This window comes from Micromonospora craterilacus, from assembly GCF_003236315.1.
Classification (GTDB): Bacteria; Actinomycetota; Actinomycetes; order Mycobacteriales; family Micromonosporaceae; genus Micromonospora; species Micromonospora craterilacus.
In genome coordinates, this window is sequence record NZ_POTY01000088.1 from 1 (window position 1) to 25555 (window position 25555).

The window sequence follows — 25555 nt, forward strand, 5'->3', positions numbered from 1 at the left end:
GGCCGGGGTGATCCGGCGGGACGTTACGCGCTGGTCGACCTGTTGGGCCGGGCCGGCGGCGGGCGCAGCGCGGTCGACCCGGCCACCGTCGACGCGGACTGCGCCGAGGCGCCGGGACGGCTGGCCGTCACCGGGCGCTGCGCGCTGCGCGTCGCCGACCCGGACGGGCTGCGCACCCTGATCCTGCGCGGCCCGGACGCGTTCACGGTCGAGGCCCAGGCACCCGGGGACGCCGGCTTCACCGTCGAGGACACGGTCACCCCGGCCGCCGACGGCACCGGCGCGGTGGCCCGCATCGCCGTGGACCGGGCCACCACGGTGGTGGTGAGCTGCCCCGGCGGCTGCCTGGTCACGGTCGCGGAGTCCTGAGGCGGGGAGGTCGGGATGGGTGCGTTACGCAAGCCGTTCCTGCTGCTGGCCATGCTCGCCCTGGTGCTGGCGGTCGGGGTCGAGGTCGGCGCCGGGTTGCTGCTGGGCGGCGGGGACGCCGGCGCGGCGCTGGTCGGCAGCGCCGGGGACCTCGGGGTGGAGGTCGGCGACGTGAGCGGGGTCAGCGAACCGTCCGGCCGGGGCACCGGCTACCTGGCGCTGATCGACGCGGTGGCGCTCTGGACGACCGGGCTGTTCTGCCTGGGGCTGGTGCTGCCCGAGCGGATCCAGGGGCGGGTGCAGGGCGTGGCCACCCTGATCTTCTCGATCATCCTGATCATCGTGGCGTTCGTGGCGCTGATCGTCGCCTTCATCGAACTGATGATCATGGTCTCGTTGTTCCTGGCCCCGCCGTTCGGCACGCTGGCGTACCTGGCGCTCTGGGGTTTCTTCCCGGTCGGCGACGCTGCCGTGCTGCTCGGCCTGGTGCTGCTGCTCAAACTCGCCTGGGCCGGGCTGCTGCTCCTGGCCCAGCCCAAGTTCCTCCAGAACAAGGGCCTGGTACTGCTGATCCTGACCAGCCTGCTCTGCACGGTGGTGCTGGAGTTCCTGCACCACCTGCTGCCGGTGATCGTGGTGAGCATCCTCGACGACATCGGCGCACTCGTCTTCGCGATCATCGCGATCATCTGGGCCGTGGTGCTGCTGATCGGCTCGATCCCGGCGATCGTCAAGGCCATCCGCGCCACCGCCGCCCTCCGCGCCGAGCCCGACCCCGACCGCTAGGGCCGCGGCGCGTGCACATGCCAGCTATGGTTGACGAGTGATCGGGCTCGGCATGTTCTGGTACCTCGTCGGCGTGTTGGCCGACGTCGGTGCGTCCAGCATGCTCTCCGGCACGGCCGCGGCCACCGCCGCGCTGCTGGCTGTCGTGCTCTCCGCCTCGATCCTGCTCCAGCGGGTGGGTGCCGATCCCGACCTGCGGATCACCCGCCGGATTCTGCGCGAACGCTCCGGGCGGACGGGCGTACCGCGCCATCGTGATCCTGATGCCGCCGGCCGCGCTCGGCCCAGGGCCCCGACGGCGACCCTCGCGGTCGCCTGAGCCTTTCTCTCGCTCGTTCTCCTGCCGCTCGTCGGCGACCGCTTGGTGACTGTTTTCGGTTCGTTCCAGTCGTAGGTCGCAACTTCGAGGGGTCTTCCATGTCTAATTCGTCCATCGGCGTACCCGCCGTCCGGTCGCCACTCGTCGCCGGGGTGGTGCGATGAGTACGCTCTTCAGCCCTCTGATGGCGGTGATCTACGGGGCCATCTCCGGAATCCTGCTGTTCTGGCATGCCGCCTGGCAGCGGCTGTTCGGCGACACGACCCTGCTCGGCACCAACTGGAGCTGGGTGCTCGGCATCGTCTTCCTGGTGCTCACCGTCCGGGGCATCCTGTTCCCCGTCTTCGTCAAGCAGATCAAGTCGCAGCGGGCGATGCAGGCGTTGCAGCCGAGGGTCAAGGAGCTCCAGGAGAAACACAAGAACGACCGGGAGACCATGCAGAAGGAGCTCGTCGAGCTCTACCGGACGGAGAAGGCCAACCCGTTGATGGGTTGCCTGCCAATGCTGGTGCAGATCCCGGTCTTCCTGGGCCTGTTCCACGTGTTGCGTCACCTCAAGCCGACGATGCCGGAGCACATGAAGACGCTGTACGGCTGGTCGGTCACCCAGTTCGACAGCGCGTCGTCCGCGAAGCTGTTCGGCGCTCCCATCGCGGCCAGCTTCAGGTCCACGGCGGAGGAGCTGTCCCTGCTCGGTGCCGACGGCCTCGCGGTCAAGATCGTCGCCGCGATCCTGATCGTCGCGATGATCGCCACGACGTTCCTGACCAGCCGGCAGATGATCCTGCGCAGCGGGTGGGCCGAGGACCCGCAGCAGAAGATGGTGCAGCGGCTGATGCTCTACGGCATCCCGTTCTCGCTGCTCATCTCGGGCCTGATCTTCCCGATCGGCGTGATCATCTACTGGGTGACCACGAATCTCTTCTCGCTCGGTCAGCAGACCTGGGTGCTGCGCAAGTACCCGCCGCCAGCCACGAACGGCGGCACCCGCGCGGACCAGCGGGCAGGCTCGGCGCGGGCGGCGACCAAGACCACCGCCGCCGACAAGCGCGGCAACGAGGCCGCTCCGGTCACGCCGAAGTCGCTCGCCCCCAAGGTCGGCGCCAAGCCGGCCAACCCCAGGCGGGGCAGCGCGACCCGGCGCTGAACGGCGGACCGCACCCGGTGGATCCTGGTACGTCCCGGCGGCGGGACCTACCAGGATCCACAATCAGGATCCACCGTCAGGATCACGTTACGGAGGCGTCAGCTGACCTCGGTCGTGGTCCAGCGGGCGGAGGCGTTGGTGACGGGCACGGTGTCACCCACCAACGTGGTTCGCGCCTGCGTGTCCCGCCGCGCGCTGGTACCGACCCAGAGTTCGACGTCGCCGGGCTCCACCACCCGGGTGAGGGTGCGGTCGGAGAAGGCCAGACGGGTCGTGGGTACCGTCAGTTCGACCGTGGCCGACTGGCCCGGCGCCAGGTGGACCCGCCGGTAGCCGAGCAACTGCGCCACCGGCCGGGTCACCGAGGCCACCAGGTCCCGGCCGTAGAGCTGGACCACCTCGTCGCCGGCGACCGCGCCGTTGTTCGTGACGCGCACGGTCACCTGCAACGCGCCGTCGGTCGGCACCGTGGCGGGCGCCGTCAGGTCGGCGTGCTCGAAGGTCGTGTAGGACAGCCCGTGGCCGAACGGCGCCGCGGGCGTCGCCGGCAGGTTGGTCACCTCGCTGCCCTCACCGAGCGTGGGATGCAGGTACGAGTACGGCTGCGCGCCGGCCGAGGCGGGCAGGCTGACCGGCAGCCTGCCCGACGGGTTGACCCGCCCGGAGAGCACGCCCGCGATCGCGCCGGCACCCTCTTCCCCGGGGAAGAACGCCTGCACCACCGCCGCGCAGCGGGCCAGTGCCCAGCCGATCGCGTACGGCCGGCCGGTGAGCAGCACCAGGACCACCGGCGTGCCCGTCGCCAGCACCGCCTCGACCAGTTCGCGCTGGACCCCGGGCAACTCCAGGTCGTCCCGGTCACAGCCTTCGCCGACCGTTCCGCGCCCGAAAAGGCCGGCGTGGTCGCCGACGACCAGTACGGCGACCTCCGCGGCCGACGCCGCGGCCACCGCCTCCCCGAAACCCGACCGGTCCTCGGTGTCCACGTCGCAGCCACGCGCCCAGCTCACGAGATCGGCACCGAACTCGGACCGCAGCGCGTCGAGGACCGTCGGCACCTCGATCCCGGTCTCCACATCGGGGTGCTGGGCGAGCACGTGGTTGAGGAAGGAGTAGCACCCGAAGAGCGCCGCCTGCCGGTCGGCGTTCGGGCCGAGGACCGCCACCCGTCGCCCGGCGGGCAGCGGGAGTGCGTCCTGGTTGGTGAGCAGGATGATCGACTGCTCGGCGAGGCGGCGGGCGATCACGCGGTGCTCGGGTGAGTCGAGGTCGACCGACTGGGCCGGTTCGACGTCGAACGTGGCGTCGAGCAGACCGAGTTCCAACTTCTGGCGCAGCACCCGCAGCACCGCCCGGTCGACGAGCCCCTCGTCGATCTTGCCCGACCTGACCGTCTCGATCAGGGTCAGGTAGGCGTCGCCCGTCGGAAGCTCGATGTCGACACCGGCGGTCAGCGCCTGCACGGCCGCCTCCGCGTGGTCGCCGGCGACGTGGTGCAGCAGGTTCAGGAAGGCCACGCCGTAGTAGTCGGCCACCACTGTGCCGTCGAAGCCCCACCGGTCCCGCAGCACACCGGTCAGCATGGTCGGGTCGGCGGCGACCGGTACGCCATCGATCTCGGCGTACGAGTGCATGACGGAACGCGCGTCGCCGTCGAGGATCGCCATCTCGAACGGGACGAGCAGCACGTCGGCGAGTTCCCGGGGGCCGGCGTGCACCGGGGCGAAGTTGCGCCCGGCGCGCGAGGCGGAGTAGCCGGCGAAGTGCTTGAGTGTGGCGTGCACTCCCTGCGACTGCAGGCCCCGCACGTACGCCGTGCCGACGGTCCCGACCAGGTACGGGTCCTCGGCGATGCACTCGTCGACCCGGCCCCAGCGGGGATCCCGGATCACGTCGAGCACCGGGGCGAGACCCTGGTGGACGCCCAGGGCCCGCATCGACGCCCCGATCGCGACGGCCATCTCGGTGACGAGTTCGGGATCGAACGCGGCACCCCAGGCCAACGGAGTGGGGAAGGTGGCGGCCTTCCACGCCGAGAGCCCGGTGAGGCACTCCTCGTGGACGATCGCCGGTATGCCCAGCCGGGTGCCGGTCACCAGGTCCGACTGGAACTTCCAGAGCCATGACGCGCGTTCCGCGGCGTCGACGGGGCGGGTGCCGTACGCCCGGGTGAGATGGCCCAGGCCGTGCCGGGAGAAGCTCTCCAGCTTGCCGACATCGCCGAACTCGCCCTGCAGCGGTGCGACGGCTTCGCCGTCCTCCTTCTCCCAGAAGCCGACGAGCTGCGCGACCTTCTCCTCGATCGTCATGCGACCGAGCAGTTCCCGTACGCGCGCCTCGCCGGCCGGCTCATCCCGCCGGCCGGACCGGTCATGGCCCGGCTGTGCCGGCACCGGCGCACCCACCACCCCGTGGACCTCAGTCATGCTGTGCCTTCCCTTGGTTGTGCTCGTGCGGCTGCCGCTTCAGCCCTTGACCGCACCCTGTAGGCCTCCGACGATCTGTTTCTCGGCGAAGGTGAAGAAAAGTAGTGCCGGCAGCATCGCCAGCGAGGTGAAGGCGAGGATTCCGGCCGTGTCGGAGGTGTACTGGCTGGAGAAGTTCTGCACACCGAGCGGCAGGGTGTGCAGGTTGGCATCGCCGAGGACGAGCAGCGGCAGGAGGAACGCGTTCCAACTCGCCACGAACGCGAGGATTCCGACGGTGACCAGCGCGGGCCGCGACAACGGGAGCAGGATGCGCCAGAGGAAGCCGAGCCGGCCACTGCCGTCGATCGCGGCGGCGTCCTCCAACTCGCGGGGGACGGCGGCGAGGAAGGGGCGCAGGATCACGATGGTCAGCGGCAGCGAGAAGGCGATCTGAGGCAGGATCACCGCGTAGTAGGAGTTGATCAGGCTGAGGTCGCGCAGCATCAGGTAGAGCGGCAGGATCGCGGCCCCGGCCGGGAAGAGCAGGCCGAGCGTGAAGAAGGTGTAGAGCACTTCACGCCCCCGAAAGGTGTACCGGGCGAGCACGAACGCGGCGCAGACCCCGAGCAGCACGACGCCGAGCGTCGTACCCAGGGCGATCACCCCGCTGTTGAACGCCTGCTTCCAGAAGTTGCTCTGCGTCAGCACCCGCGCGTAGTTGTCCCAGACCCACGGGTCGGGCAGCCCGGCCGGGTTCGCGACGATCTGCGGGGTGGTGCGGAAACCACCGACGATCACGTAGACCACCGGGGCGATCGACACGGCCGCGACGGCGAGCGCCAGGCCGTACGTGATCGGGTTGCTCCACTGCACCGGGCGGCGCTTGTCGGGCGGGGACAGGACGGCGTTCGCGGTCACGGTCAGTTTGCCCTTCTGGTGATGGCGCCCTGGATGTCACGACGGAGCAGGAAGCGCTGGAACAGCAACGCCGCGACGAACGAGATGACGAACAGGATGACGGCCACCGCGTTTCCGTAGCCCCACAGGCGGGCGAAGAAACCGTTGTCCACCATGTACGTCGCCATGGTGGCCGACGCGCCGAGCGACCGTACCGCAGGCACCGAGGTCACCCAGATCACGTCGAAGACCTGCAACGAACCGATCATGGACAGGAACATCCAGATGCGGATCGTCGGGCCCAGCAGCGGGAGCGTGACGTGACGCTGGATCTGCCACCAGCTCGCGCCGTCGATCGAGGCGGCCTCGTTCAGCTCCTGCGGCACGTTCGACAGGCCGGCGAGCAGCAGGATGATGGCGAACCCGACGTACTTCCAGGTGAGGATGAACAGCAGCGTCCAGATGACCAGGTCGAGGTCGGCGAGCCAGGCCTGCACCAGGCCGCCGAGCCCGACGGCCCGCAGCAGCGCGTCGAACGTGCCGTTGTCGGTCAGGATCAGCTTCCACATGATGCCGACGGTGACCTCGGCGAGCACGTAGGGCACGAACGCCAGCAGGCGGAACACCGTACGACCACGGAAGCTGCGGTTGAGCAGCAGGGCCACGCCCAGGGCGATGGGCCCCTGGACCAGCAGCGACCCGAACACGATGATCGCGTTGTTGCGCAGCGCGTCGAGGAAGATCGGGTCCTGGAAGGCGAGTACGTAGTTGTCGAAGCCGACGTAGTCGGTGGGCGGGCCGACACCACGCCAGCGGAAGAGGCTGTAGTAGAAGGCGAAGCCCATCGGCACCAGCACGAACATCACGTACACGACGATCGCCGGGGTGGTGAGCCCGATGATCTCGTACCACTTGCGTCGGGTCTCGGCGGACCGGACGGACGGGCGTCCGGCGGGCCGAAGCCCCGTCGGCGGCGCGGACACGCCGCCGACGGGGTTCCGGGTCTGGTTGGTCGAGGTCACTTGCGGGCAGCCGACTTCATTGCGTCGACGACCTGCTGAGGCGTGCCGTTGCCGGCGAAGATGGCGACGATCGCGTCGTTCATCGCGTTGCCGACGGTGCTGCCGAAGGCGGTGTCCAACCAGAGCTGCACGTAGGTCGCGCCGGTGGTGGCCTCCAGGATCGACTTCAGGGCCGGGTCCGCGACGCCGGCTTCCGCACCCTTGGCGACGGGCAGGCCGGTGCCGGTCTCGGCGTAGCCCTTCTGCACCTCGGGGCTCACGATGTACTTGAGGAACTCGACGCACTCGGCCGGGGCGTTCTTGGCGCAGGCGAACCCGTCGCCGCCGCCGAGCGCCGCCTTCGGGTCACCGGCGGAACCGGCGATCGCCGGCACCGGGAACCAGCCGATGAACTTGCTGAGGGCCTCCTCGTCCTCGGCCACCGTCTCCAGGGTGCCCTTGTTCCAGTCACCCATCAGCTCCATCGCGGCCTTGCCGTTGGCGAGCAGACCGTTCGCACTGGTCGGGTCGTTCTGACCCGGCGTGGCGATGAAGTTCCGCTGGAACGGCTCGGTGGCGATGAAGGCCTTGAGGTCCTCGCCGGCCTTGACGAAGCACTGATCGTCGAAGTTCAGGTCGAGGGACGCCTTCTTCAGGGTGTCCACCGAGCAGGCGCGCAGCGCGAAGTTGTACCACCAGTGCGCGGCCGGCCACTTGTCCCCGGCGCCGACGGCGATCGGGATGACGTTGATGGCCTTGAGCTTGGTGACAGCATCGTTGAGTTCGTCGAACGTGGCCGGCGGGGCGGTGATGCCGGCCCGCTCGAACATGTCCTTGTTGTACCAGATGCCCTCGATGCCCATCCGGAACGGCAGGCCGTACTGCTTGCCGTTCACCGCCCAGATCTCGGCGGAGCTGCCGATGTTGGCGACCTCCGCCGCGACCTGGCCGGTGATGTCCTTGAGGTAGTCGGCCTCCACCTGCTCACGGATCTCGCCACCACCCCAGGCCTGGAAGATGTCCGGCGGGTCGTTGCTCAGCAGGGCGGCGGGGAGCCGGGTGCGCTGGAGTTGGTTGGTCTCGATCCCCTCGATCTCGATCGTGACCGTGGGGTGGAGGGTGTTGAAGTCCTTGGCGACCTTCTCCCAGTAGGTCTTGCCGGGCCCGTCCTGGGAGGCGTTGTGCCACCAGGTCAGGGTCACCGGGTTCTTGAACAGCTCGCTCTCGGGTGGCGCATCGGACTCGCCGCCGCCACAGCCGGCGACAAGCAGTGCGGTGGTGATGGACAGCGCTAGGAAGGTGGTTGCGCGGCGCTTTATAGCCATCGGTGTCTCCTCGACTAGTAAGTCGCGGTGCTCGGCCTGCCGGCGAGTTTTACAGCCACGTAATCGAGTGTCAATCGGTGTCGATAACGTTTTCGACTCGCCGTCGGCGAGCTCCGGACGGCCCTCTATCATCGTCGGCGTGGCGTTCCCGCAGCGTGTGAACATGTCGGACGTGGCCCGCGCGGCCGGCGTCTCCGTGGCAACCGTCTCCAAGGTGGTAAATGGCCGGTATGGCGTGGCGCAGGCGACCGTGGAGCGCGTCCAGCAGGTCATCCACCAGCTCGGGTACGAGGCCAGCCTGGGTGCACAGAGCCTGCGCAGCCACCGCACCAACGTGCTGGGCATCCTGGTCGCCGAGTTCGAGCCGTTCTCCACCGAGCTGCTCAAGGGGGCGTCCGCGGAGGTGACCGGCACCGGCTACCAGTTGCTGGCCTACTCCAGCGGGGACGCCGCTGGTACGGCCGTCGGCTGGGAACGACGCTCCCTCGCGCGCCTGTCCGGCACGCTCATCGACGGGGCCGTGATCGTCACACCCACCGTGGTGGAGACCAAGCAGGGCTTCCACGTCGTGGCCGTCGACCCCCACACGGGCCCGTCGGGCCTGCCCACCGTCGACTCCGACAACTTCGCCGGCGCCGTGCTCGCGACCAACTACCTGCTGTCGCTCGGCCACCGCCGCATCGCGCACATCAGCGGACGCGCCGACCTCGAGTCGTCACGCCTGCGGGAGGCGGGCTTCCGCCAGGCCATGGCCGACGCCGGCGTGGCGGTGGACGAACGGCTCGTGCGCGTCGGCGGGTTCCGGATCGAGAGCGCCGCCGGTACGGCCGCGGAGATGCTCGCGCTCCCCGACCGGCCGACCGCGGTCTTCGCCGGAAACGACCTCTCCGCGATCTCCACCATGGATGTCGCCCGATGCATGGGCCTGTCGGTGCCCGACGACCTCTCCGTGATCGGCTTCGACAACGTCCCGGAGTCGGCGCTGGTCAACCCGCCGCTGACGACGATCATGCAACCGATACAGCGGATGGGCGCCGAGGCGCTGCGCCTGCTCGTCGACCTGATCGCCGGCGTCGAACGCGACAGCCACATCCGGCTGCCCACCGAGTTGGTCGTCCGCGCCTCCTGCCGCCCCTATTCCCCGCCCAGCTCGCCTCTCTAGGCAGAACAGGTCGCGGCGACATGACCAGATTGATCCTGATATCGCACGCTCCCAGCTCCCGCCATGGACGCGTCCGGGTCAAGCCGAGCATGGTCACGCTCGATCCAGGATCGAGTGGCATCAGTCGGTCTGCGAGGGCCCTCGATCCTGGATCGAGCAGACCACGCCCCCGACGACCGCCCAAGCCCAGCTTGTCGACCTCACGATCCGTGAGGGCAGGCCGGCGAGAGCACCCGATCCCGATCAAGCACCACCAGCGACTCACCGATGGTCGCCACCTCGGCTGGCGCCCCGTCCTCGGCGGTCACGGCTGCGGCTCCGCCAGGGCGGCGGCGGTGGCGCGATCGAGTGTGCCGTCGGCGACGACCACCCGGTAGTGGCCGGGCCGGCCGGTGCCGGCGGGGATGGTCGCGGGCCGGTCGAAGGCGAAGGCCACGCACACCCCCGGGTACATGGTGGTCCGGACGAACCACCGGTCGTCCGGGCCGAGACCACTGAAGACCAGGGTGTACGCGCCACCGTCCGGCCCGTGTCCGCGCAGCGCCACCCACGGCTGCGCGCACCCGTTGACCGCCTCCTCACCGTCCAGCGCGGCGGTGAACACGTCGGGCGGCTCAGCCGCCACCGTCCGCCAGAAGAATCCGCCGTAGCCGGCCCCGTCGGGGCGGCCGTTGGTGGCCGGGCTGCCCAGCGTGACGTCCCGTCCGGCGGGTGCGGTGAGGGTGCTGGTGACGTCGAGCCGCCAGGCGCCGGGGTGCCCGGGCAGCGCGGAGGCGGCGAGGGAGCGTCGCTCGGTGAGCAGGACGCCGCCGGTCGGGTCGCGCCATTCCAGATGGTGGTCGAGCCGGTCGGCCGCGCGGTGCGCCCACCCGGTGTGCACGATCCGGCCGTGGTCGGCGCGCCAGACGTACCCGAGGTCGCGGACGTAGGTCCGGCCGCCCCAGAGGTTGGTGCCGTCGACGTCCTGCACGGCCAGGGAGGCGCCGAGGTGCCAGACATGGTCGGCGGGGAGCGCGTCGGTGACCCGGGTGCCGGCCAGGGTCCGCACCGGGTGCAGGTACGGCCGGGGTCCGTGCTTGCCGTCGAGGTCGGGGGCGAGCACGTACCGGGCCACCGGCGTACCGCCGACCAGCAGGTGGGGGTCGGCGCCGTCGGCCGGCGACGGGCCGGGGGCGGTCACGACAGCTCCGCGTGGGTGACCGGCCGGTGGCGGGCGACGGCGTGCACGGCGGCCAGGGCGTACCCGGCGAGGATCGGCACCGCGACCGGCGTGACCAGGACGCCGAGCAGCGCGGCGACGGTGGCGGTGCCGGCCAGGGCGGCCCAGTGCGCGGGGTGGTCGAGGCAGGCGCGGGCGCCTCGGACGGCCGCCGCCCGCCACCCGGTGCCGCCGGTCCGGCCGACCTCGACCACCACCGAGGCGGCGTAGCCGAGCAGGGCCGCCGCGACGGCGGTGGTGAGGCTCAGCGCCGCCGCACCGCCCGGCACCCGACCGTCGGCCAGTGCGGTCAGGTCGACGGCGAGCAGGCCGACGGCGGCGAGCCCGAGCAGGGTGGCCGGCAGGCCGGGCAGCAGGCCGCGGCCGAACCGGGACAGGGTGTGCCGCGCGGTCGGCCAGCTGCCGGTGGTGAGCCAGTCGTGCACCGCCGCGCTGGCGGTGCCGACCGCGGCGCCGGCGGTCAGCACCGGCACGGCGGCGAGCACGGTCAGGATGCCCAGCAGCGCCAGGTCGGCGCCGTCGCGGACGGTGTCCCGCCAGTCCCGGCGCGGCTCGCCGCGGTCGGCACGCTGGTCAGCCCTTGAGTCCACTGGTGTTGATCCCCTCGACGAGCATCCGTTGGAAGGCGACGAAAAACAGGAAGACCGGCAGCAGGGAGAGCACCGACATGGCGAACATCGGGCCGACCGCGCTCTGGCTGGTCGAGTCGATGAACAGGGTCAGCGCCACCGGGACGGTGTAGTCGCTCAGGCTGGACAGGAAGACCAGTTGCCGGAAGAAGTCGTTCCAGGTCCAGATGAACGAGAAGATCGCCGTGGTGACCAGCGCCGGCCGGCTCAACGGCAGGATGACGTGCCGGAAGATGCCGAACGCGTTGGCGCCGTCGATCCGGGCCGCCTCGTCCAGCTCGCGCGGGATGCCGCGCATGAACTGCACCATGAGGAAGACGAAGAACGCCTCGGTGGCGAGGAACTGCGGGATCAGCAGCGGCAGGTACGGCCAGTCGCCGCCGACCAGGCCGAGGCTGCGGAAGAGGATGTACTGCGGCACGATCAGCACGTGACCGGGCAGCAGCAGGGTGCCGATCATGACGGCGAACCACATCCCGCGTAGCCGGAACTTCAGTCGGGCGAAGGCGTACGCGGCCAGCAGGCAGCTCACCGCGTTGCCGACCACGGTGAGCAGGCTGACGGTGGCGCTGTTCAGGAAGAACCGGCCGAAGCTGACGTCGAAGTTGGTCCAGCCGTCGGTGTAGTTGCCCGGGGTGAACTGCCGCGGCAGCAGGCCGATGTTGTTGACGATCTCCTCCTGCGACTTCACCGAGGTGCCGATCATCCAGATCAGCGGGTAGAGCACGACCGCGACGATGGCCAGCAGCACGATCAGCCGCAGCCAGGAGCGGCTGCGCGGGCGTTGCGGGCGGGCCGTCACGGGCGGGGCCACGGTGCTCGCCACCATCAGCGGTCCTCCCCGTCGGAGTAGTGCACCCAGAACCGGCCGGTGCTGAAGAAGAGCACGGTGATCAGGGCGATGGCGATCAGGAACACCCAGGCCATCGCGGAGGCGTAGCCCATCTCCAGGTCGGTGAAGCCGGTGATGTAGAGGTTGAGCGTGTACATCAGGGTCGAGTCGACCGGCCCGCCGGTGCCGTTGCTGAGCACGAACGCGGCGGTGAAGCCCTGGAAGCCGTTGATGGTCTCCAGCACCAGGTTGAAGAAGATCACCGGGGAGAGCATCGGCAGGGTGACGTTGACGAACTGCCGCAGCTTGCCGGCCCCGTCCACCGAGGCGGCCTCGTACAGCTCGGTCGGTACCTGCTTGAGCCCGGCCAGGAAGATCACCATCGGCGCGCCGAACTGCCAGATGGCGAGCACCATCAGCGTCTCCAGCGCCCAGTCGGGGTCGTTGACCCAGGGTTTGCCCTCGATGCCGAACAGGGCGAGGAACGAGTTGAACGCCCCATCGCGGTTGAACATGTTCACCCAGACGATGGCCAGCGCGACGCTGCCGCCGAGCAGCGACGGCAGGTAGAACAGGCCGCGGAACAGCCCGACCCCGCGCCAGGCCCGGTTGAGCAGCAGGGCCACCCCGAGCGCCGCGGCGAGTTTCAGCGGTACGGCGATCAGGGCGAAGCTGAGCGTGACCCGTACCGAGTGCCACCACGACGGATCACTGGTGAACATCCGTTCGTAGTTGGCCAGCCCGACCCACTCCACCTCGGACCACGGGGTGAGGATGTCGTAGTTGGTGAAGCTGAGGTAGAGCGACAACAGCATGGGCATCGCCGTGATGGCCATCAGGCCGATGAGCCAGGGCGACAGGAAGACGTAGCCGGCCAGACCTTCCCCGTGCCGGATCCGTCCGGTCCCGCGCCGGGTGGCGGGGGGCCGGACGGATCCGCTGCCGCGGCGGGTCGGGTCGGGCGCCGTGGTCAGAGCCACGAACTGCTCCTCTCCGGGTACTGCGGCGGGGTCAGGATGCGATTGCTGCCTGGCTGGCCGCGACGAACTGCGCCGCGGCCTCGGCGGGGGTGGCCCGGCCATACTGGGCGTTCTCGGCGGCCTTGATCAGCTCGGCCCGGACCTTGCTGTGGCCCTTGATCGGCACCTGCGGCGACTCGCCGAACTTCTCGGCCAGCTCGGTCTCCACGGTGATGGACTGCTTCATCGCCGCGTCGGTGGTGTCGTCGCTGACCACCCGGCGCAGGTCCAGGTTGGACGGCAGACCACGGTCGGTGCCGAGCAGCTTGACCGCCTCCGGGTCGTTGGAAAGGAAGTTGATCACGTCGACCGCGATCTCGGCGTTCTTGCTGCCCCGGAAGACCGACCAGTACATCGAGGCGCGGGCCCACTGCGCGCTCGGGTCACCCGGGTACGCGATGACACCCAGCTCGTCGGCGGTGTTCTTCTTCAACTCCGGCATCTGGTTGACCCAGACCCAGCTGGTGGCGGCCTTGCCGGTCACCACGAGCTGCTTGGTGATGTCGGTCTGGTTGCCCTCGTGGATGACGTCGGCGGTAGGCGTGGCGCCCCGGTCCCGGGCGCCCTTCCACAGCTCGAACCACCTGGTCACGTCCTCGGCGGTGAAGCCGAGTTCGCTGCCGGAGTAGAGGTCCTTGCCCTGCTGGCGCAGCCAGACCCAGAACGCCTTGTAGTCGGCGCTGGGGTCCTGGGTGCCGGGCACCTTGGTCTTCTTGGCCACCTGCTCGGCCCAGGCGATGTGCTCCTCCCAGCTCATCCCGGTGGTCGGCTCGGGTAGCCCGTTCTTGGTCAGCAGGGTCTTGTTGTAGACCAGGCCCTGGGTGTTCTCCCCGGCGGCCAGGCCGGCGAGCTTGCCGTCGACCACGCCGTACTGGAGCAGGCTGGGCGGGAACTTGGTGGTGTCGAGCTTGCCCGACTCCTGGTACGAGGCGAGGTCCAGGGTGGTGTTGCGGGCGGCGTACTCGGCGAGGAAGTTGTCGTCGATCTGGAAGAGGTCCGGCGGGTTGCCACCGGCGGTGAGGGTGGCCAGCTTGTCGAAGTAGCCCTGGTTGGCCTGCCAGGTCTTCTCGAACGTGACATCGGGGTTCTTCTTGGTGTAGAGGTCCAGGGCCTGCTCGGTGAGCTGGGCCCGAGCCTCACCGCCCCACCAGAAGATGGAGATCTTGGTCTTGCCGTCGGCTCCGGCGTCGTCGCCGCAGGCGGCGGCCGCGCCGACCAGCGGCAGAGCGACGACCGCGGCCAGCAGGCCGCGCAGCAACCGGCGGCGCAGCCGGGGAGTACGGTAGGAGCGCCCGTCGGGCGCGCTGGTGGGGTGCGTTGCGGGGTGCATGTGCGCTCACTCCTTGGCGTTAGGAGGCGACGACGTCACCGGCGGCCACGGTCGGGCCGCCCGGGTCCGCACGGCGATGCGGGCCCGGGCCTGCGGCAGTGGCACCGGGACGTTCCCGGCCGGCGTAGGGACCCGGCCCGGTGGAGTCGCGGATGACCAACTCGGTCTGGAGCATTACCTGTGCGGTGGTACGACGGACGCCGACGGCCACGGCGGCACCGCTCCCCCGCCCGGTGCGCGGGAGTTCGGTGTCCTGTTGCAGCAGCATGTCGACGGCCGTCCGGCCGGCGGCCGCGGTGGGTGTGGCCACCGTCGTCAGCTTGGGTCGGGTGAGCCGGCTCAGGCTGATGTCGTCGACGCCGACGACACTGACCTCCTGCGGCACCCGGACCCCGAGTGCGTCGAGCCCCTCGAGCAGGCCGATCGCCATCAGGTCGTTGTAGGCGAGCACGGCGGTGACGCCGGCCCGGCGGACCTGCTCCGCCTGGGCCAGGCCCCCGCTCTCGGTGGGCGGGTTGGGGCCGAGCACGGTCAGGTCGGCCCCGGCGGCCCGGGCCGCGGCGCTGGCAGCCCGGCGGAGTTCGCGGCTGGTCCAGGAGCCACGCGGCCCGCCGAGCAGGGCGATCTCCCGGTGGCCCAGCCCGACCAGGTGCTCGATGGCGGACCGGGCGCCCTGTCCGACGTCCATCAGGACGCACGGCAGGCCGGCCAGCTGGCGGTTGACCACCACCAGCGGGACCTCCCGGCTGAGCTGCTCGATCAGGCTGTTGCTCATCCGCGGGCTGCACAGCAGCACCCCGTCGACCTGCTTGGCCAGGGCGTGGACCAGTTCCTCCTCGGCGGCGGCGTCCTCGTTGGTGTCGGCCACGAAGACGTGGTAGTCGCGATGCCGGGCCTGGCTCTCGGCCGCCTTGATCAGGGGTGGGAAGAACGGGTTGGCGATGTCGGCGATGATCAGCCCGATGTTGTGCGTACGACCCGTGATCAGTGCGCGGGCGGCCCGGTTGGGCCGGTAGCCCAGATCCTCGGCGCAGGCCAGCACCCGTACCCGGGTCTCCGGGTTGACCAGGTGGGGCGCGGAGAAGGTGCGGGAGACGGTGGAGATGTGCACTCCGGAGGCCCGTGCGACGTCCCGGATGGTGACTGGCATTCAGACCCCCTTCGTCGATGTGTCGGCGGTCACGGTGTCGCCAATTAATGCAAACGGTTGCTCCAGTGTCAACGGCGGATGATTACAGCTGTGTTGCGGAGGCGCTCCCATCAAGCGCTCTAAAACCCATTAATCGGCGCAAAAGCCACCGATTAGCAACGCCCCCGTTGACTCCAACCAATCGATCGTGGTTACTTCACTGCAAAGGTTTGCACAAAGATCGAGGAGGATCGGTCTGTGTCACCGCAACCCGGCCGGCGGGCCCGGCACGCCGTGGTCGGCACCGGCGCCCGCGCCGAGATGTTCGTCCGGGCGCTGGTCCGCGACCACGCCGACAGCGCCGAACTGGTCGCGTTCGCCGACGTCAACCAGGCCCGGATGGACGCCCACAACCGGTGGCTCGGCGAGCTGGGCCACCCACCCGTGCCGACCTACCACGCCAACGACTTCACCGCGATGCTGGCGAAGGAGCGGGTCGACGTCGTCCTGGTGACCTCGGTGGACGTCACCCACGACGAGTACGTGGTGGCCGCGCTGGAGGCCGGCTGCGACGTGGTCACCGAGAAACCGATGACCACCGACGCACCGCGTTGCCAGCGCATCCTCGACGCGGTACGACGTACCGGCCGGCGGGTGACGGTGGCCTTCAACTACCGCTACAACCCGCTGCACGAGCAGGTCCGGCGGCTGCTCGCCGACGGTGCGGTCGGCGAGATCGGCTCGGTGCACTTCGAGTGGCTGCTCGACGTACGCCACGGCGCCGACTACTTCCGCCGCTGGCACCGCGACAAGGCCGCCTCCGGCGGGCTGATGGTGCACAAGGCCAGCCACCACTTCGACCTGGTCAACTGGTGGCTGGACGCCACACCGGTGCAGGTGTACGCCGCCGGCCGGCTGTTCTTCTACGGCGAAGCCGGTCGCCGGCACGGCTACGCCCGCGACTACCACCGGGCGCACGCCTCCCCCGCCGCCGACGACGACCCGTTCGCGCTGCGCCTGGCCGAGCACCCCCGGCTGCGTGAGCTGTACCTCGACGCCGAGGCCGAGGACGGCTACCACCGCGACCAGAACGTCTTCGCCCCCGGGGTGAGCATCGAAGACGACATGGCGGTGCTGGCCACCTACTCCACCGGCGCGACCATGACCTACCACCTCACCGCGTACGCGCCGTGGGAGGGCTACCGCGTGATGGTCAACGGCAGCCGGGGCCGCCTCGAACTGGAGGTCACCGAGAGCGAGTTCGTCAGCCCCGCCGCGGCCGGCGCGCTCAAGGGCGCCGCCCTGCACGGCGACCAGGCCGCCGCCGAGGGTGGTGCGGCCACGCTGACCCTGCGCCCGTACTGGTCCCCGCCGCGGCGGATCGAGGTCGACGGGTACACCCGACACGGCCACGGCGGCGCGGACGCCCGGATGACCCAGGTGCTGTTCGGCGGCGTACCCGATCCGTTGCACCGGGCGGCGAGCGCCCACGACGGCGCCCTCGCGCTGCTCACCGGCCTGGCCGCCAACCGGTCCTTCGACACCGGCACCCCCGTCCGGGTCGCCGACCTGCTCACCCTCGACTGACCTCGACCACAGGAGCCGCATTCCGTGCCCACCTCGACCCGACCCGATCTGCTCCTCCCCGCCGAGCCGGGCCAACGCGCCCTGGCCCGGGAGCTGTACGCGTTGGTGGCGCAGCTGCCCGTCATCTCCCCGCACGGGCACGTCGACCCGGCGCTGCTGGCCGAGGACCAGCCGTTTCCCGACCCGTCCCAGCTGCTCATCGTGCCCGACCACTACCTGACCCGGATGCTGCTCAGCCAGGGCGTCGCCCCGGCCGAGCTGGGCGTGCCGAGCCTCGACGGCAGCCCGGTGCAGACCGACGGGCGGCGGATCTGGCGGCGCTTCGCCGAGCACTGGCACCTGTTCCGGGGCACCCCGTCGCGGCTGTGGCTGGAGCAGACCTTCACCGAGGTGTTCGGCGTCGACACCCGACTGTCGCCGCAGACCGCCGACGAGGTGTACGACGCGCTGGCCGCCAGGCTCGCCGAGCCCGACTTCCGGCCCCGGGCGCTGTTCGAGCGGTTCAACATCGAGGTGCTCGCCACCACCGAGTCGCCGCTGGACGACCTGGGCCGGCACGCCAAGCTGGCCACCGACGGCTGGGGCGGCCCCGGCGGGCGGGTGGTCACCACGTTCCGCCCGGACAACGTGGTGGACCTGGAGTTCGACGGCTGGTCGACCAACGTCGACCGGCTCGGTGAGATCGCCGGCGAGGACACCGGCAGGTACGCCGGTTACCTGGCCGCCCTACGCTCGCGGCGGGCCGCCTTCATCGCCGCCGGAGCCACCTCCTCCGACCACGGTCACCCCACCGCCCGCACGCTGGACCTCGGCGCGGACGCGGCGACGCTGTTCGACCGGGCCCGCCGGGGCCGGGCCGAGCCGGGCGACGCGGAGGCGTTCCGAGCCCACATGCTGCTGGAGTTCGCCCGCATGTCGCTCGACGACGGGCTGGTCATGCAGCTGCACCCCGGCGCGGTCCGCAACCACAACCGGTGGCTGCACGCCCGACACGGCCGCGACGTCGGCGGCGACATCCCGCAGGTCACCGAGTACGTGCACGCCCTCGCCCCGCTGCTGGACGCGTACGGCAACGACCCCCGGCTGCGGGTGGTGGTCTACACCCTCGACGAGGACACCTTCACCCGGGAGCTGGCGCCCCTCGCGGGCGGTTACGCCGCGCTGCTGCTCGGCGCGCCCTGGTGGTTCCTGGACTCGCCCGAGGTGCTGCGCCGGTTCCGGGAGACGGTCACCGAGACCGCCGGCTTCTACAACACCGCCGGGTTCGTCGACGACACCCGGGCGTTCTGCTCCATCCCGGTCCGCCACGACGTGGCGCGCCGCGTCGACGCCGGCTTCCTGGCCCGGCTGGTCGCCGAGCACCGGCTGCCCATGGACGAGGCCGCCGAGACCATCGTCGACCTGGCGTACCGGCTGCCGAAGCGGGTCTTCAAATTCGGGGAGATCTCATGACCACCATCACCGACGTCACCGTGCACGACGTGCGGTTCCCCACCGCCGCCAGCGGCGACGGGTCCGACGCCATCAACCGGGGCGACTACTCGGCCACCTACGTGGAGCTGAGCACCGACGACGGGCCGACCGGCGCCGGGTTCACCTTCACCAACGGCCGGGGCAACGAGATCACCTGCGCCGCCGTACGCGCCCTGCAACACCACCTGGTGGCCCGTACGGTCGAGGAGATCGCCGCCGAGCCGGTGGCCTTCTGGCGCACCCTCGTCGCCGACGTGCAGCTGCGTTGGCTGGGCCCGGAGAAGGGGGTCATCCACATGGCCACCGGCGCGCTGGTCAACGCGGTGTGGGACCTGCGGGCCAAGCTGGCCGGCCAGCCGATGTGGCGCTACCTTGCCGAGCTGCCCACCGACGAACTCGTCGCCAGCGTGGACTTCCGGCACATCACCGACGCGCTCACCGCCGACGAGGCCGCCGCCATCCTGGACAAGGGGCGTGACGGGCTCGCCGGCCGGCTCGCCCTGCTGGAGCGCGACGGTTTCCCCTCGTACACCACCTCGGTGGGTTGGCTCGGCTACCCGGACGACAAGGTGCGGGCGTTGACCCGGGCCGCGTACACCGACGGGTGGCGGGCGATGAAGATGAAGGTCGGCGGCCCGCCCGCCGACGACCTGCGCCGGGCCCGGATCATCCGGGACGAGATCGGCCCGGACGCGCTGCTGATGATGGACGCCAACCAGGTGTGGGACGTCGACGAGGCGATCACCAACATGACCGCGCTCGCCGAGGTCGACCCGTACTGGATCGAGGAGCCGACGCACGCCGACGACGTGCTCGGCCACGCCCGGATCGCCCGCGCGGTCACCGAGCTGACCGGCGGCCGGTGCCGGGTGGCCACCGGCGAGGTGGCCGCCAACAAGGTCATCTTCAAGCAGCTGTTGCAGGCCGAGGCGATCGGCGTGATGCAGATCGACGCCTGCCGGGTCGGCGGGGTCGACGAGGTCCTTGCCGAGCTGCTGTTGGCCGCGAAGTTCGGGGTGCCGGTCTGCCCGCACGCCGGTGGCGTCGGGCTCTGCGAGTATGTGCAGCACCTGGCGGTCTTCGACTTCCTGCGGGTGGGCACCAGCCTGACCGGCCGGATGGTGGAGTACGTCGACCACCTGCACGAACACTTCGTCGACCCGGTGCGTACCCGCGGCGGGCGGTACCTGCTGCCGACCGCGCCCGGCTACAGCGCCACCATGCGCCCCGAGTCGATCGCCACGTACCGCTTTCCGGACGGTCCGGCATGGCGGTGACCGTGGGCGCGTCCCGACTCGACCTTGGCGCGCTGCGCCGACTGCCCGCCGAGGCCCGACCGCTGGTGCGCCCGGGCAGCGTCGCCGCCGGCGTGCTCCACCTGGGGATCGGCGCGTTCCACCGGGCCCATCAGGCGGTCTACACCGAGCAGGCGATCGGCCTGGCCGGCGGCGACTGGGGCATCGTCGGGGTCGCCCCGCGCAACGCCGAACTGGTGCGGACCCTGGCCGCGCAGGACAACCTGTTCAGCGTGAGTACGCTGTCCGCTGCCGACCAGCACACCCGGGTGGTCGGGGCGCTGGCCGGGGTGCGGCTGGCCGCCGCCGACCCGCCGGCGGTGGTGGCGCTGCTGGCCGACCCGGCGATCCGGGTGGTCACGCTGACCGTGACCGAGAAGGCGTACCAGCTCGACCCGGCCGGCGGCACACTGCGCCCGGACCCGGCGCTGGTCGCCGACCTGACCACCGACCGGCCACCGGCCACCGTGCCGGGGCTGCTGGTCCGCGGCCTGCTGGCCCGGGCCGCCGCCGACGCCGGGCCGATCGCCCTGGTCAGCTGCGACAACCTGCCCGCCAACGGCCGCCGGCTGCGTGGCCTGGTCACCCAGGCGCTGGCGTACGCGGGCGCACCGGAGCCGGCGATCGAATGGGTGGGTACGCAGGTCGGCTTCCCGGGCACCATGGTGGACCGGATCGTGCCGGCCAGCACCCCGGAGACCCTGGCCGCGGCCCGTCGGGCGCTCGGCGTCGAGGACCTGGCGGCGGTGGCCGCCGAGCCGTACGCCCACTGGGTTATCGAGGACGACTTCCCGGGCGGCCGGCCCGCCTGGGACCGCGCCGGGGCGGTGCTCTGCGCCGACGCCGGGCCGTGGGAGCGGCTGAAGCTGCGCGCCCTCAACGGCGTGCACTCGGCCACCGCGTACCTCGGCGCGCTGGCCGGCTGCGAGACGATCGCGGACGCCCTCGCCTTGCCGCACCTGGCCGCCGTGCTGCGCCGGCTGATCGCCGACGACGTGGCGGCCAGCTTCACCCCACCCGAGGGCGTCGACGTGGTCGACTACGGCGAGCAGGTGCTGGCCCGCTTCGGCAACCCGGCGATCCGGCACCGCACGTTGCAGGTGGCGATGGACGGCTCGCAGAAGCTGCCGCAGCGGATCCTGCACACCATCGCCGACCTACGCGCCGCCGGCCGGTCGGCGCGTTGGGCCGCGCTGGTGGTGGCCGCCTGGATCCGGTTCGCCCAGGGCACCGCCGACGACGGCCGGCCGCTGCCGCTGGACGACCCGCTGGCCGAGCGGATCCGCGCGGCCCTGGCCGCCGCACCGCAGACCCCGACCGGAGCGGTGCACGCGGTGTTCGCCCTGGCCGAGGTCGTCCCGCCCGAGGTGGCCGCCGACGACGAGGTCCGCGCGGACGTCGTCGCCTGGCTCACCGACCTGCACCGCCACGGCGTACCCCCCACCCTGGCCGGCGCCGCATGAGTGAAAGGAAGGGCACCTTCTTAACGCCTGGTGTAGAGGAAGGGCCCCCTATTAACACGGTGCGTGCAGCGGCCGAGGATCGCCGGGCGGCTGCGGCGCCCGCTGCGGGCGAGGATCGCCGGGCGGCTGCGGCGGCCGCAGCGGGCGTGGCGCCTGCGGCCCGGGTGGCGCTGGTCGGGGCGAACGGGCACGGGCGGTGGCACCGGCGGGTGATCGGCGCGCTGCACGACGCGGGACGGGTACGGCTGGTCGCCCTGGTCGACACCCGGCCGCCGGAGGAGGAGCCGACGGCGCCGGTGCCGGCCGACACCCGGCTCTTCACCGACCACCGGGCGATGCTCGCCGAGGTGACACCGGACGTGGTGGTGATCTGCACCCCGCCGCACACCCACCTGCCGATCGCCCGGGACGCGGCGACCGCCGGCGCGGACCTGCTGCTGGAGAAACCGCCGGTGTTGTCCAGCGGCGAGCACGAGGAACTGGCCGGGGCGCTGGCCACCACCGGCCGGGTCGCGCAGGTCGGGTTCCAGGCGCTCGGCTCGGCGGCGCTGACCGCGCTGACCGAGGCGGTGGCGGCGGGCCGGCTGGGTACGGTCACCGGCATCGCCACGGTCGCCGCCTGGCAGCGTCCGGACGCCTACTACGCCCGCGTCCCGTGGGCCGGGCGGCGTTTCCTCGACGGTCGGCCGGTGCTCGACGGCGCCCTGGCCAACCCCCTCGCGCACGCGGTGATGCAGTGCCTGGCGGTTGCCGAGGCGGTCGGCGGCGGGCCGGTGGAGCCCGCCGGCATCGAGGTGGAGCGGTACCGGGTCCGGCCGATCGAGGTCGACGACACCACCGTGCTGCGGGTACGTCCGCGCCACGGGCCGCCGATCGTGGCCGCGGTGACGCTCGCCGGGGAGGATTTCGTCGCCGGGGAGGTGATCGTCACCGGCAGCGCCGGGCGGGCCGTGCTGGAGTACCCGACGGACCGGCTGCTGCTGCCCGGCGACGACGCGCCCCGCGAGGTGCCCGGCCGGCGGGGACTGTTGGAGAACCTGCTCGCCCACCGGGCCGATCCGCGGGTGCCGCTGATCGCGCCACTGGCCCGGACCGCACCGTTCACCGCCGTACTGACCGCCCTGCGGGCGGCGCCCGAGCCGACGCTGCTCGGCGACGGGCTGGTCGACGCCGTCGGCGAGGGGCCGCAGCGGGTGCTGCGGATCCGGGGCGTCAACGAGGTGCTGCGCCGGGCCGCCGAGCGTGGCGCGCTGCCGTCGGAGTCCGGCGTGGGCTGGGCGGTTCCGCCATGGCGGACCGCCGCTGCGGCACCGACCCATCCCTGGCGGGTCGATTCAGCGAGAGCGGAATAGGAGGCGCCGCAACAGACTGCAACACAACCGGTCCATCCAGGACCGAGGTCAACGCGATGACCAGCGGTTTCCCGACCAGGACAGGTCGGGACGATGCCGACCGAAAGCAATTACTGCAACAAATCTGCACATCAGTCATATTGACCGCGATAAAACAATAAACGTACCTTCGTCATCAATACGAAACAACGACGAGGGAACGGACGACCCGATGCGCAGACTCGCCGCCGGCGCGGCATTGATCACTCTCACCCTGACCGCCGCCCCGGCCCCGGCGGCGGCGCACCCGCCGACCGGTGAGGGTGGCGCGGTCGCACTGTCACCGTTGGCCCGCCAGCTCGGTCGGCAGACCCTGCCGGCCGGCGACGGCTGGGCCGCCGCCGGGCCGGGCACCACCGGAGGCTCCGCCGCGGCGGCCGACCGGGTCCACGTGGCCACCACCCGCGCCGAACTGGTCGCCGCGCTCGGCGGCGACGACGCCACCAACGTCACCGACGCCACGCCCAAGATCGTGTACGTCAAGGGCACCATCGACGGGTTCGAGGGCGCCGACGGCCGACTGCTCGACTGCGCCGACCTGGCCGACCCCGGGTACTCGCTGGACGCCTACCTGGCCGCGTACGACCCGGCGGTGTGGGGTCGGGTGACGCCTAGCGGGCCGCTGGAGGAGGCCCGGGTGCGGTCGGTGACCAACCAGACCCGACACACCCAGATCAACGTCGGCCCGAACACCACCATCGTCGGGCTGCGCGGGGCACGGCTGACCGGCCTCACCCTGATGATCGACCGGGCTCCGAACGTGATCGTCCGCAACATCACCTTCGACGACGCCCGGGACTGCTTCCCCGCCTGGTCCCCCACCGACGGCGAGACCGGGAACTGGAACTCCCAGTACGACCTGCTCTCGGTGCGCCGCAGCGAGAACGTCTGGATCGACCACAACACCTTCACCGACGGGGACAATCCCGACAGCGCCCAGCCGATCCACTTCGGCCGCCCCTACCAGGTGCACGACGGCTCGCTGGACATCACCCACACCGCCAGCCTGGTCACCGCCTCCTGGAACCGCTTCGACGCGCGGGACAAGGTGATGCTGATCGGCTCGTCCAACACCGTCGGCCCGGACGTCGGCCGGCTCAACGTCACCCTGCACCACAACCTGTTCGACGGGTCGTTGCAGCGGCTGCCCCGGGTCCGCTTCGGCCAGGTGGACGTCTACAACAACCAGTACAAGCTCGGCGGCGACGGCTTCGAGTACGCCATCGGCGTCGGCGTGCAGTCCGCCGTGTACGCCGAGAACAACCACTTCACCCTCGACGCCCGCGTCAGCGCCGCCGACCTGCTCTACGACTGGGGCGGCACCACGATCACCACCCGGGGCAACTGGGTCAAGCCGGCGGGCGGGCTACCGCGTCCGGTCGACCTGGTAGGCGCCTACAACGCCGTACACGATCCCGACCTGACGCCCGACGCCGGCTGGACGCCGACGCTGCGCCACGGCCCGGTGCTGCCGGCCCCGCTGGTGCCACTCGTGGTCGGCCCGCTCGCCGGCGCCGACCGCCTGCCGCTGTAGCCCCAGCTGTTAACAAGGGGCCCCTGCTCTACACCCGACGTTAAGAAGGGGCCCTTCCTTACCACCACCAACAGCAAGGAAGGTGAGACGAGGATGAGACGACCAGTCGCACTGCGACTCCTGGCAGGGCTGGCCGCGACGGCCATGGGGGCCGCGGTCTGCGTGGCCCTGACGACACCCCAGGCATCGGCAGCGATCGGCAACGCCACCGGCTTCGCGACCCGCAACGGTGGAACCACCGGGGGTACGGGCGGGCAGACGGTACGCGCCACCACGGGTACCCAGATCCACGCGGCCCTGTGCAGTCGGCCCAGCAGCAGCACCCCGATCATCATCCAGGTCGAGGGAACCATCAACCACGGCAACACCACCAAGGTGTCAGGCTCGAGCTGCAACACCGCCGCCGACGTGATCGAACTCAAGCAGATCAGCAACGTCAGCATCATCGGGGTCGGCAACGGGGCCGTCTTCGACCAGCTGGGCATCCACATCCGCGAGGCCAGCAACATCGTCATCCAGAACGTGACCGTCCGGAACGTCAAGAAGTCGGGCTCGCCGCTCTCCAACGGCGGTGACGCCATCGGCATGGAGGCCAACGTCCGCAACGTCTGGGTCGATCACGTCACCCTGGAGGCCTCGGGTGGCGAGGCGGAGGGCTTCGACGGCCTCTTCGACATGAAGAACAACACCCAGTACGTGACCCTGTCGTACAGCATCCTGCGCAACTCCGGCCGTGGTGGCCTCATCGGGTCCAGCGAGAGCGACCTCTCGAACGACTTCATCACGTTCCACCACAACCTGTACGAGAACCTCGACTCTCGCGCGCCCCTGCTGCGCGGCGGCACGGCGCACATCTACAACAACCACTACGTGAACATCCGGGAGTCCGGCATCAACTCCCGGGCCGGGGCGCGCGCCAAGGTGGACAACAACTACTTCCGGAACTCGAAGGACGTGCTGGGCACCTTCTACACCAACCAGGCCGGCTACTGGCAGGTCAGCGGCAACGTCTTCGACAGCGTGACCTGGTCCAGCCGCAGCAGCGACAACAACCCGGCCGGCCCCAACCCGCAGTCCAACACCACCGTCAGCATCCCGTACTCCTACAGCCTCGACGGGGCCAGCTGCGTGCCGAGCATCGTCAGCCAGACCGCCGGCGCCAACAAGGGCATGCGGGTCTCCACCGGCAGCTGCTCGACCCAGGCACCGACGCCGACCCCGACCACCCCCACGCCCGGGC

At 70.9% G+C, this 25555-nt stretch carries 22 protein-coding genes; 12 read left to right on the forward strand and 10 right to left on the reverse strand.

Translation table 11 applies throughout. The features are described 5' to 3' along the window. From C1I95_RS35255 to yidC, 4 genes are all read left to right on the forward strand, one after another. Nucleotides 1-369 (forward strand): hypothetical protein (locus C1I95_RS35255; protein ID WP_111214558.1); only part of this gene is annotated, 369 nt, incomplete at its 5' end. 15 nt (nt 370-384) lie between these two features. Beyond that, nucleotides 385-1155: a hypothetical protein gene (locus C1I95_RS15595; RefSeq protein WP_111214559.1), complete on the forward strand. Its 771-nt coding sequence runs from the start codon at nt 385-387 to the stop codon at nt 1153-1155. Nucleotides 1156-1192: 37 nt separating this feature from the next. After that, a complete protein-coding gene (locus C1I95_RS15600) occupies nt 1193-1474 on the forward strand; it encodes a DUF6412 domain-containing protein (protein WP_111214560.1) in 282 nt (93 codons plus the stop codon). A 160-nt stretch (nt 1475-1634) separates the two neighbouring features. Continuing rightward, nucleotides 1635-2621, forward strand: coding sequence for a membrane protein insertase YidC (yidC, locus tag C1I95_RS15605; RefSeq protein WP_438941313.1), 987 nt, complete (start codon nt 1635-1637; stop codon nt 2619-2621). 98 nt (nt 2622-2719) lie between these two features. Here yidC and C1I95_RS15610 read toward each other — a convergent pair whose 3' ends face one another. Genes C1I95_RS15610 through C1I95_RS15625 form a run of 4 tightly spaced genes read right to left on the reverse strand, consistent with a single transcriptional unit; the run spans nt 2720 to nt 8252 of the window. After that, on the reverse strand, nt 2720-5047 hold the full coding sequence (locus C1I95_RS15610) for a beta-xylosidase/alpha-l-arabinosidase (RefSeq protein WP_111214561.1): 2328 nt from the start codon (nt 5045-5047) through the stop codon (nt 2720-2722). Nucleotides 5048-5086: 39 nt separating this feature from the next. After that, complete coding sequence (locus C1I95_RS15615; RefSeq protein ID WP_438941314.1) at nt 5087-5947, reverse strand: carbohydrate ABC transporter permease; 861 nt, start codon at nt 5945-5947, stop codon at nt 5087-5089. A 2-nt stretch (nt 5948-5949) separates the two neighbouring features. Further along, nucleotides 5950-6948, reverse strand: a complete 999-nt coding sequence (locus C1I95_RS15620; RefSeq protein ID WP_111214563.1) for a carbohydrate ABC transporter permease — start codon at nt 6946-6948, stop codon at nt 5950-5952. Beyond that, complete coding sequence (locus C1I95_RS15625; protein WP_111214564.1) at nt 6945-8252, reverse strand: ABC transporter substrate-binding protein; 1308 nt, start codon at nt 8250-8252, stop codon at nt 6945-6947. The genes C1I95_RS15620 and C1I95_RS15625 overlap by 4 nt, the downstream gene beginning before the upstream one ends. A gap of 139 nt (nt 8253-8391) precedes the next feature. Between C1I95_RS15625 and C1I95_RS15630 the strand changes: the two genes are divergently transcribed. Next, nucleotides 8392-9414 (forward strand): LacI family DNA-binding transcriptional regulator, encoded by a 1023-nt coding sequence (locus tag C1I95_RS15630; RefSeq protein WP_111214565.1) that lies wholly within the window; start codon nt 8392-8394, stop codon nt 9412-9414. A gap of 304 nt (nt 9415-9718) precedes the next feature. Here the strand turns inward: C1I95_RS15630 and C1I95_RS15635 are convergent, their stop codons facing one another. From C1I95_RS15635 to C1I95_RS15660, 6 genes are read right to left on the reverse strand one after another with little or no spacing between them, the layout of a single operon-like run. Continuing rightward, nucleotides 9719-10594 carry a DUF6807 domain-containing protein gene (locus tag C1I95_RS15635; protein ID WP_199523768.1) on the reverse strand — a complete coding sequence of 292 codons (876 nt, stop codon included), beginning with the start codon at nt 10592-10594 and terminating at the stop codon, nt 9719-9721. Beyond that, nucleotides 10591-11223, reverse strand: coding sequence for a hypothetical protein (locus C1I95_RS15640; RefSeq protein WP_111214566.1), 633 nt, complete (start codon nt 11221-11223; stop codon nt 10591-10593). The genes C1I95_RS15635 and C1I95_RS15640 overlap by 4 nt, the downstream gene beginning before the upstream one ends. Then, nucleotides 11207-12091: a carbohydrate ABC transporter permease gene (locus C1I95_RS15645; protein WP_111214567.1), complete on the reverse strand. Its 885-nt coding sequence runs from the start codon at nt 12089-12091 to the stop codon at nt 11207-11209. The genes C1I95_RS15640 and C1I95_RS15645 overlap by 17 nt, the downstream gene beginning before the upstream one ends. Further along, nucleotides 12091-13074 carry a carbohydrate ABC transporter permease gene (locus C1I95_RS15650; protein WP_111214568.1) on the reverse strand — a complete coding sequence of 328 codons (984 nt, stop codon included), beginning with the start codon at nt 13072-13074 and terminating at the stop codon, nt 12091-12093. The genes C1I95_RS15645 and C1I95_RS15650 overlap by 1 nt, the downstream gene beginning before the upstream one ends. A gap of 31 nt (nt 13075-13105) precedes the next feature. After that, the gene (locus C1I95_RS15655) at nt 13106-14443 is read right to left on the reverse strand and encodes an ABC transporter substrate-binding protein (protein WP_111214569.1); all 1338 of its coding nucleotides are present in this window, start codon (nt 14441-14443) and stop codon (nt 13106-13108) included. Between the two features lie 19 nt (nt 14444-14462). Further along, nucleotides 14463-15593: a LacI family DNA-binding transcriptional regulator gene (locus tag C1I95_RS15660; RefSeq protein ID WP_111214570.1), complete on the reverse strand. Its 1131-nt coding sequence runs from the start codon at nt 15591-15593 to the stop codon at nt 14463-14465. Between the two features lie 237 nt (nt 15594-15830). Between C1I95_RS15660 and C1I95_RS15665 the strand changes: the two genes are divergently transcribed. The 7 genes from C1I95_RS15665 to C1I95_RS15695 form a co-directional block, all read left to right on the forward strand. Further along, on the forward strand, nt 15831-17159 hold the full coding sequence (locus C1I95_RS15665; RefSeq protein ID WP_111214571.1) for a Gfo/Idh/MocA family protein: 1329 nt from the start codon (nt 15831-15833) through the stop codon (nt 17157-17159). Nucleotides 17160-17183: 24 nt separating this feature from the next. Beyond that, nucleotides 17184-18611, forward strand: a complete 1428-nt coding sequence (gene uxaC, locus C1I95_RS15670) for a glucuronate isomerase (RefSeq protein WP_111214572.1) — start codon at nt 17184-17186, stop codon at nt 18609-18611. Further along, nucleotides 18608-19909 carry an enolase C-terminal domain-like protein gene (locus C1I95_RS15675; RefSeq protein ID WP_111214573.1) on the forward strand — a complete coding sequence of 434 codons (1302 nt, stop codon included), beginning with the start codon at nt 18608-18610 and terminating at the stop codon, nt 19907-19909. The genes uxaC and C1I95_RS15675 overlap by 4 nt, the downstream gene beginning before the upstream one ends. Next, on the forward strand, nt 19900-21390 hold the full coding sequence (locus tag C1I95_RS15680; RefSeq protein WP_111214574.1) for a mannitol dehydrogenase family protein: 1491 nt from the start codon (nt 19900-19902) through the stop codon (nt 21388-21390). Before C1I95_RS15675 ends, C1I95_RS15680 begins: the two co-directional genes overlap by 10 nt. A gap of 146 nt (nt 21391-21536) precedes the next feature. After that, nucleotides 21537-22742, forward strand: a complete 1206-nt coding sequence (locus tag C1I95_RS15685) for a Gfo/Idh/MocA family protein (RefSeq protein ID WP_233513687.1) — start codon at nt 21537-21539, stop codon at nt 22740-22742. A gap of 211 nt (nt 22743-22953) precedes the next feature. Beyond that, complete coding sequence (locus C1I95_RS15690; protein WP_111214576.1) at nt 22954-24315, forward strand: pectate lyase family protein; 1362 nt, start codon at nt 22954-22956, stop codon at nt 24313-24315. A gap of 93 nt (nt 24316-24408) precedes the next feature. Beyond that, the coding region (locus C1I95_RS15695; protein ID WP_111214579.1) for a pectate lyase family protein at nt 24409-25555 on the forward strand (1147 nt) is incomplete at its 3' end.

What these genes read in the sequence shown, in the direction of transcription:
- C1I95_RS15645 (WP_111214567.1), bottom strand. Translation starts at nt 12,091, where the DNA reads ATGGTGGCGAGCACCGTGGCCCCGCCCGTGACGGCCCGCCCGCAACGC.
- yidC (WP_438941313.1), top strand. Translation starts at nt 1,635, where the DNA reads ATGAGTACGCTCTTCAGCCCTCTGATGGCGGTGATCTACGGGGCCATC.
- C1I95_RS15660 (WP_111214570.1), bottom strand. Translation starts at nt 15,593, where the DNA reads ATGCCAGTCACCATCCGGGACGTCGCACGGGCCTCCGGAGTGCACATC.
- C1I95_RS15680 (WP_111214574.1), top strand. Translation starts at nt 19,900, where the DNA reads ATGGCGGTGACCGTGGGCGCGTCCCGACTCGACCTTGGCGCGCTGCGC.
- C1I95_RS15690 (WP_111214576.1), top strand. Translation starts at nt 22,954, where the DNA reads ATGCGCAGACTCGCCGCCGGCGCGGCATTGATCACTCTCACCCTGACC.
- C1I95_RS15655 (WP_111214569.1), bottom strand. Translation starts at nt 14,443, where the DNA reads ATGCACCCCGCAACGCACCCCACCAGCGCGCCCGACGGGCGCTCCTAC.
- C1I95_RS15610 (WP_111214561.1), bottom strand. Translation starts at nt 5,047, where the DNA reads ATGACTGAGGTCCACGGGGTGGTGGGTGCGCCGGTGCCGGCACAGCCG.
- C1I95_RS15625 (WP_111214564.1), bottom strand. Translation starts at nt 8,252, where the DNA reads ATGGCTATAAAGCGCCGCGCAACCACCTTCCTAGCGCTGTCCATCACC.
- C1I95_RS15595 (WP_111214559.1), top strand. Translation starts at nt 385, where the DNA reads ATGGGTGCGTTACGCAAGCCGTTCCTGCTGCTGGCCATGCTCGCCCTG.
- C1I95_RS15675 (WP_111214573.1), top strand. Translation starts at nt 18,608, where the DNA reads ATGACCACCATCACCGACGTCACCGTGCACGACGTGCGGTTCCCCACC.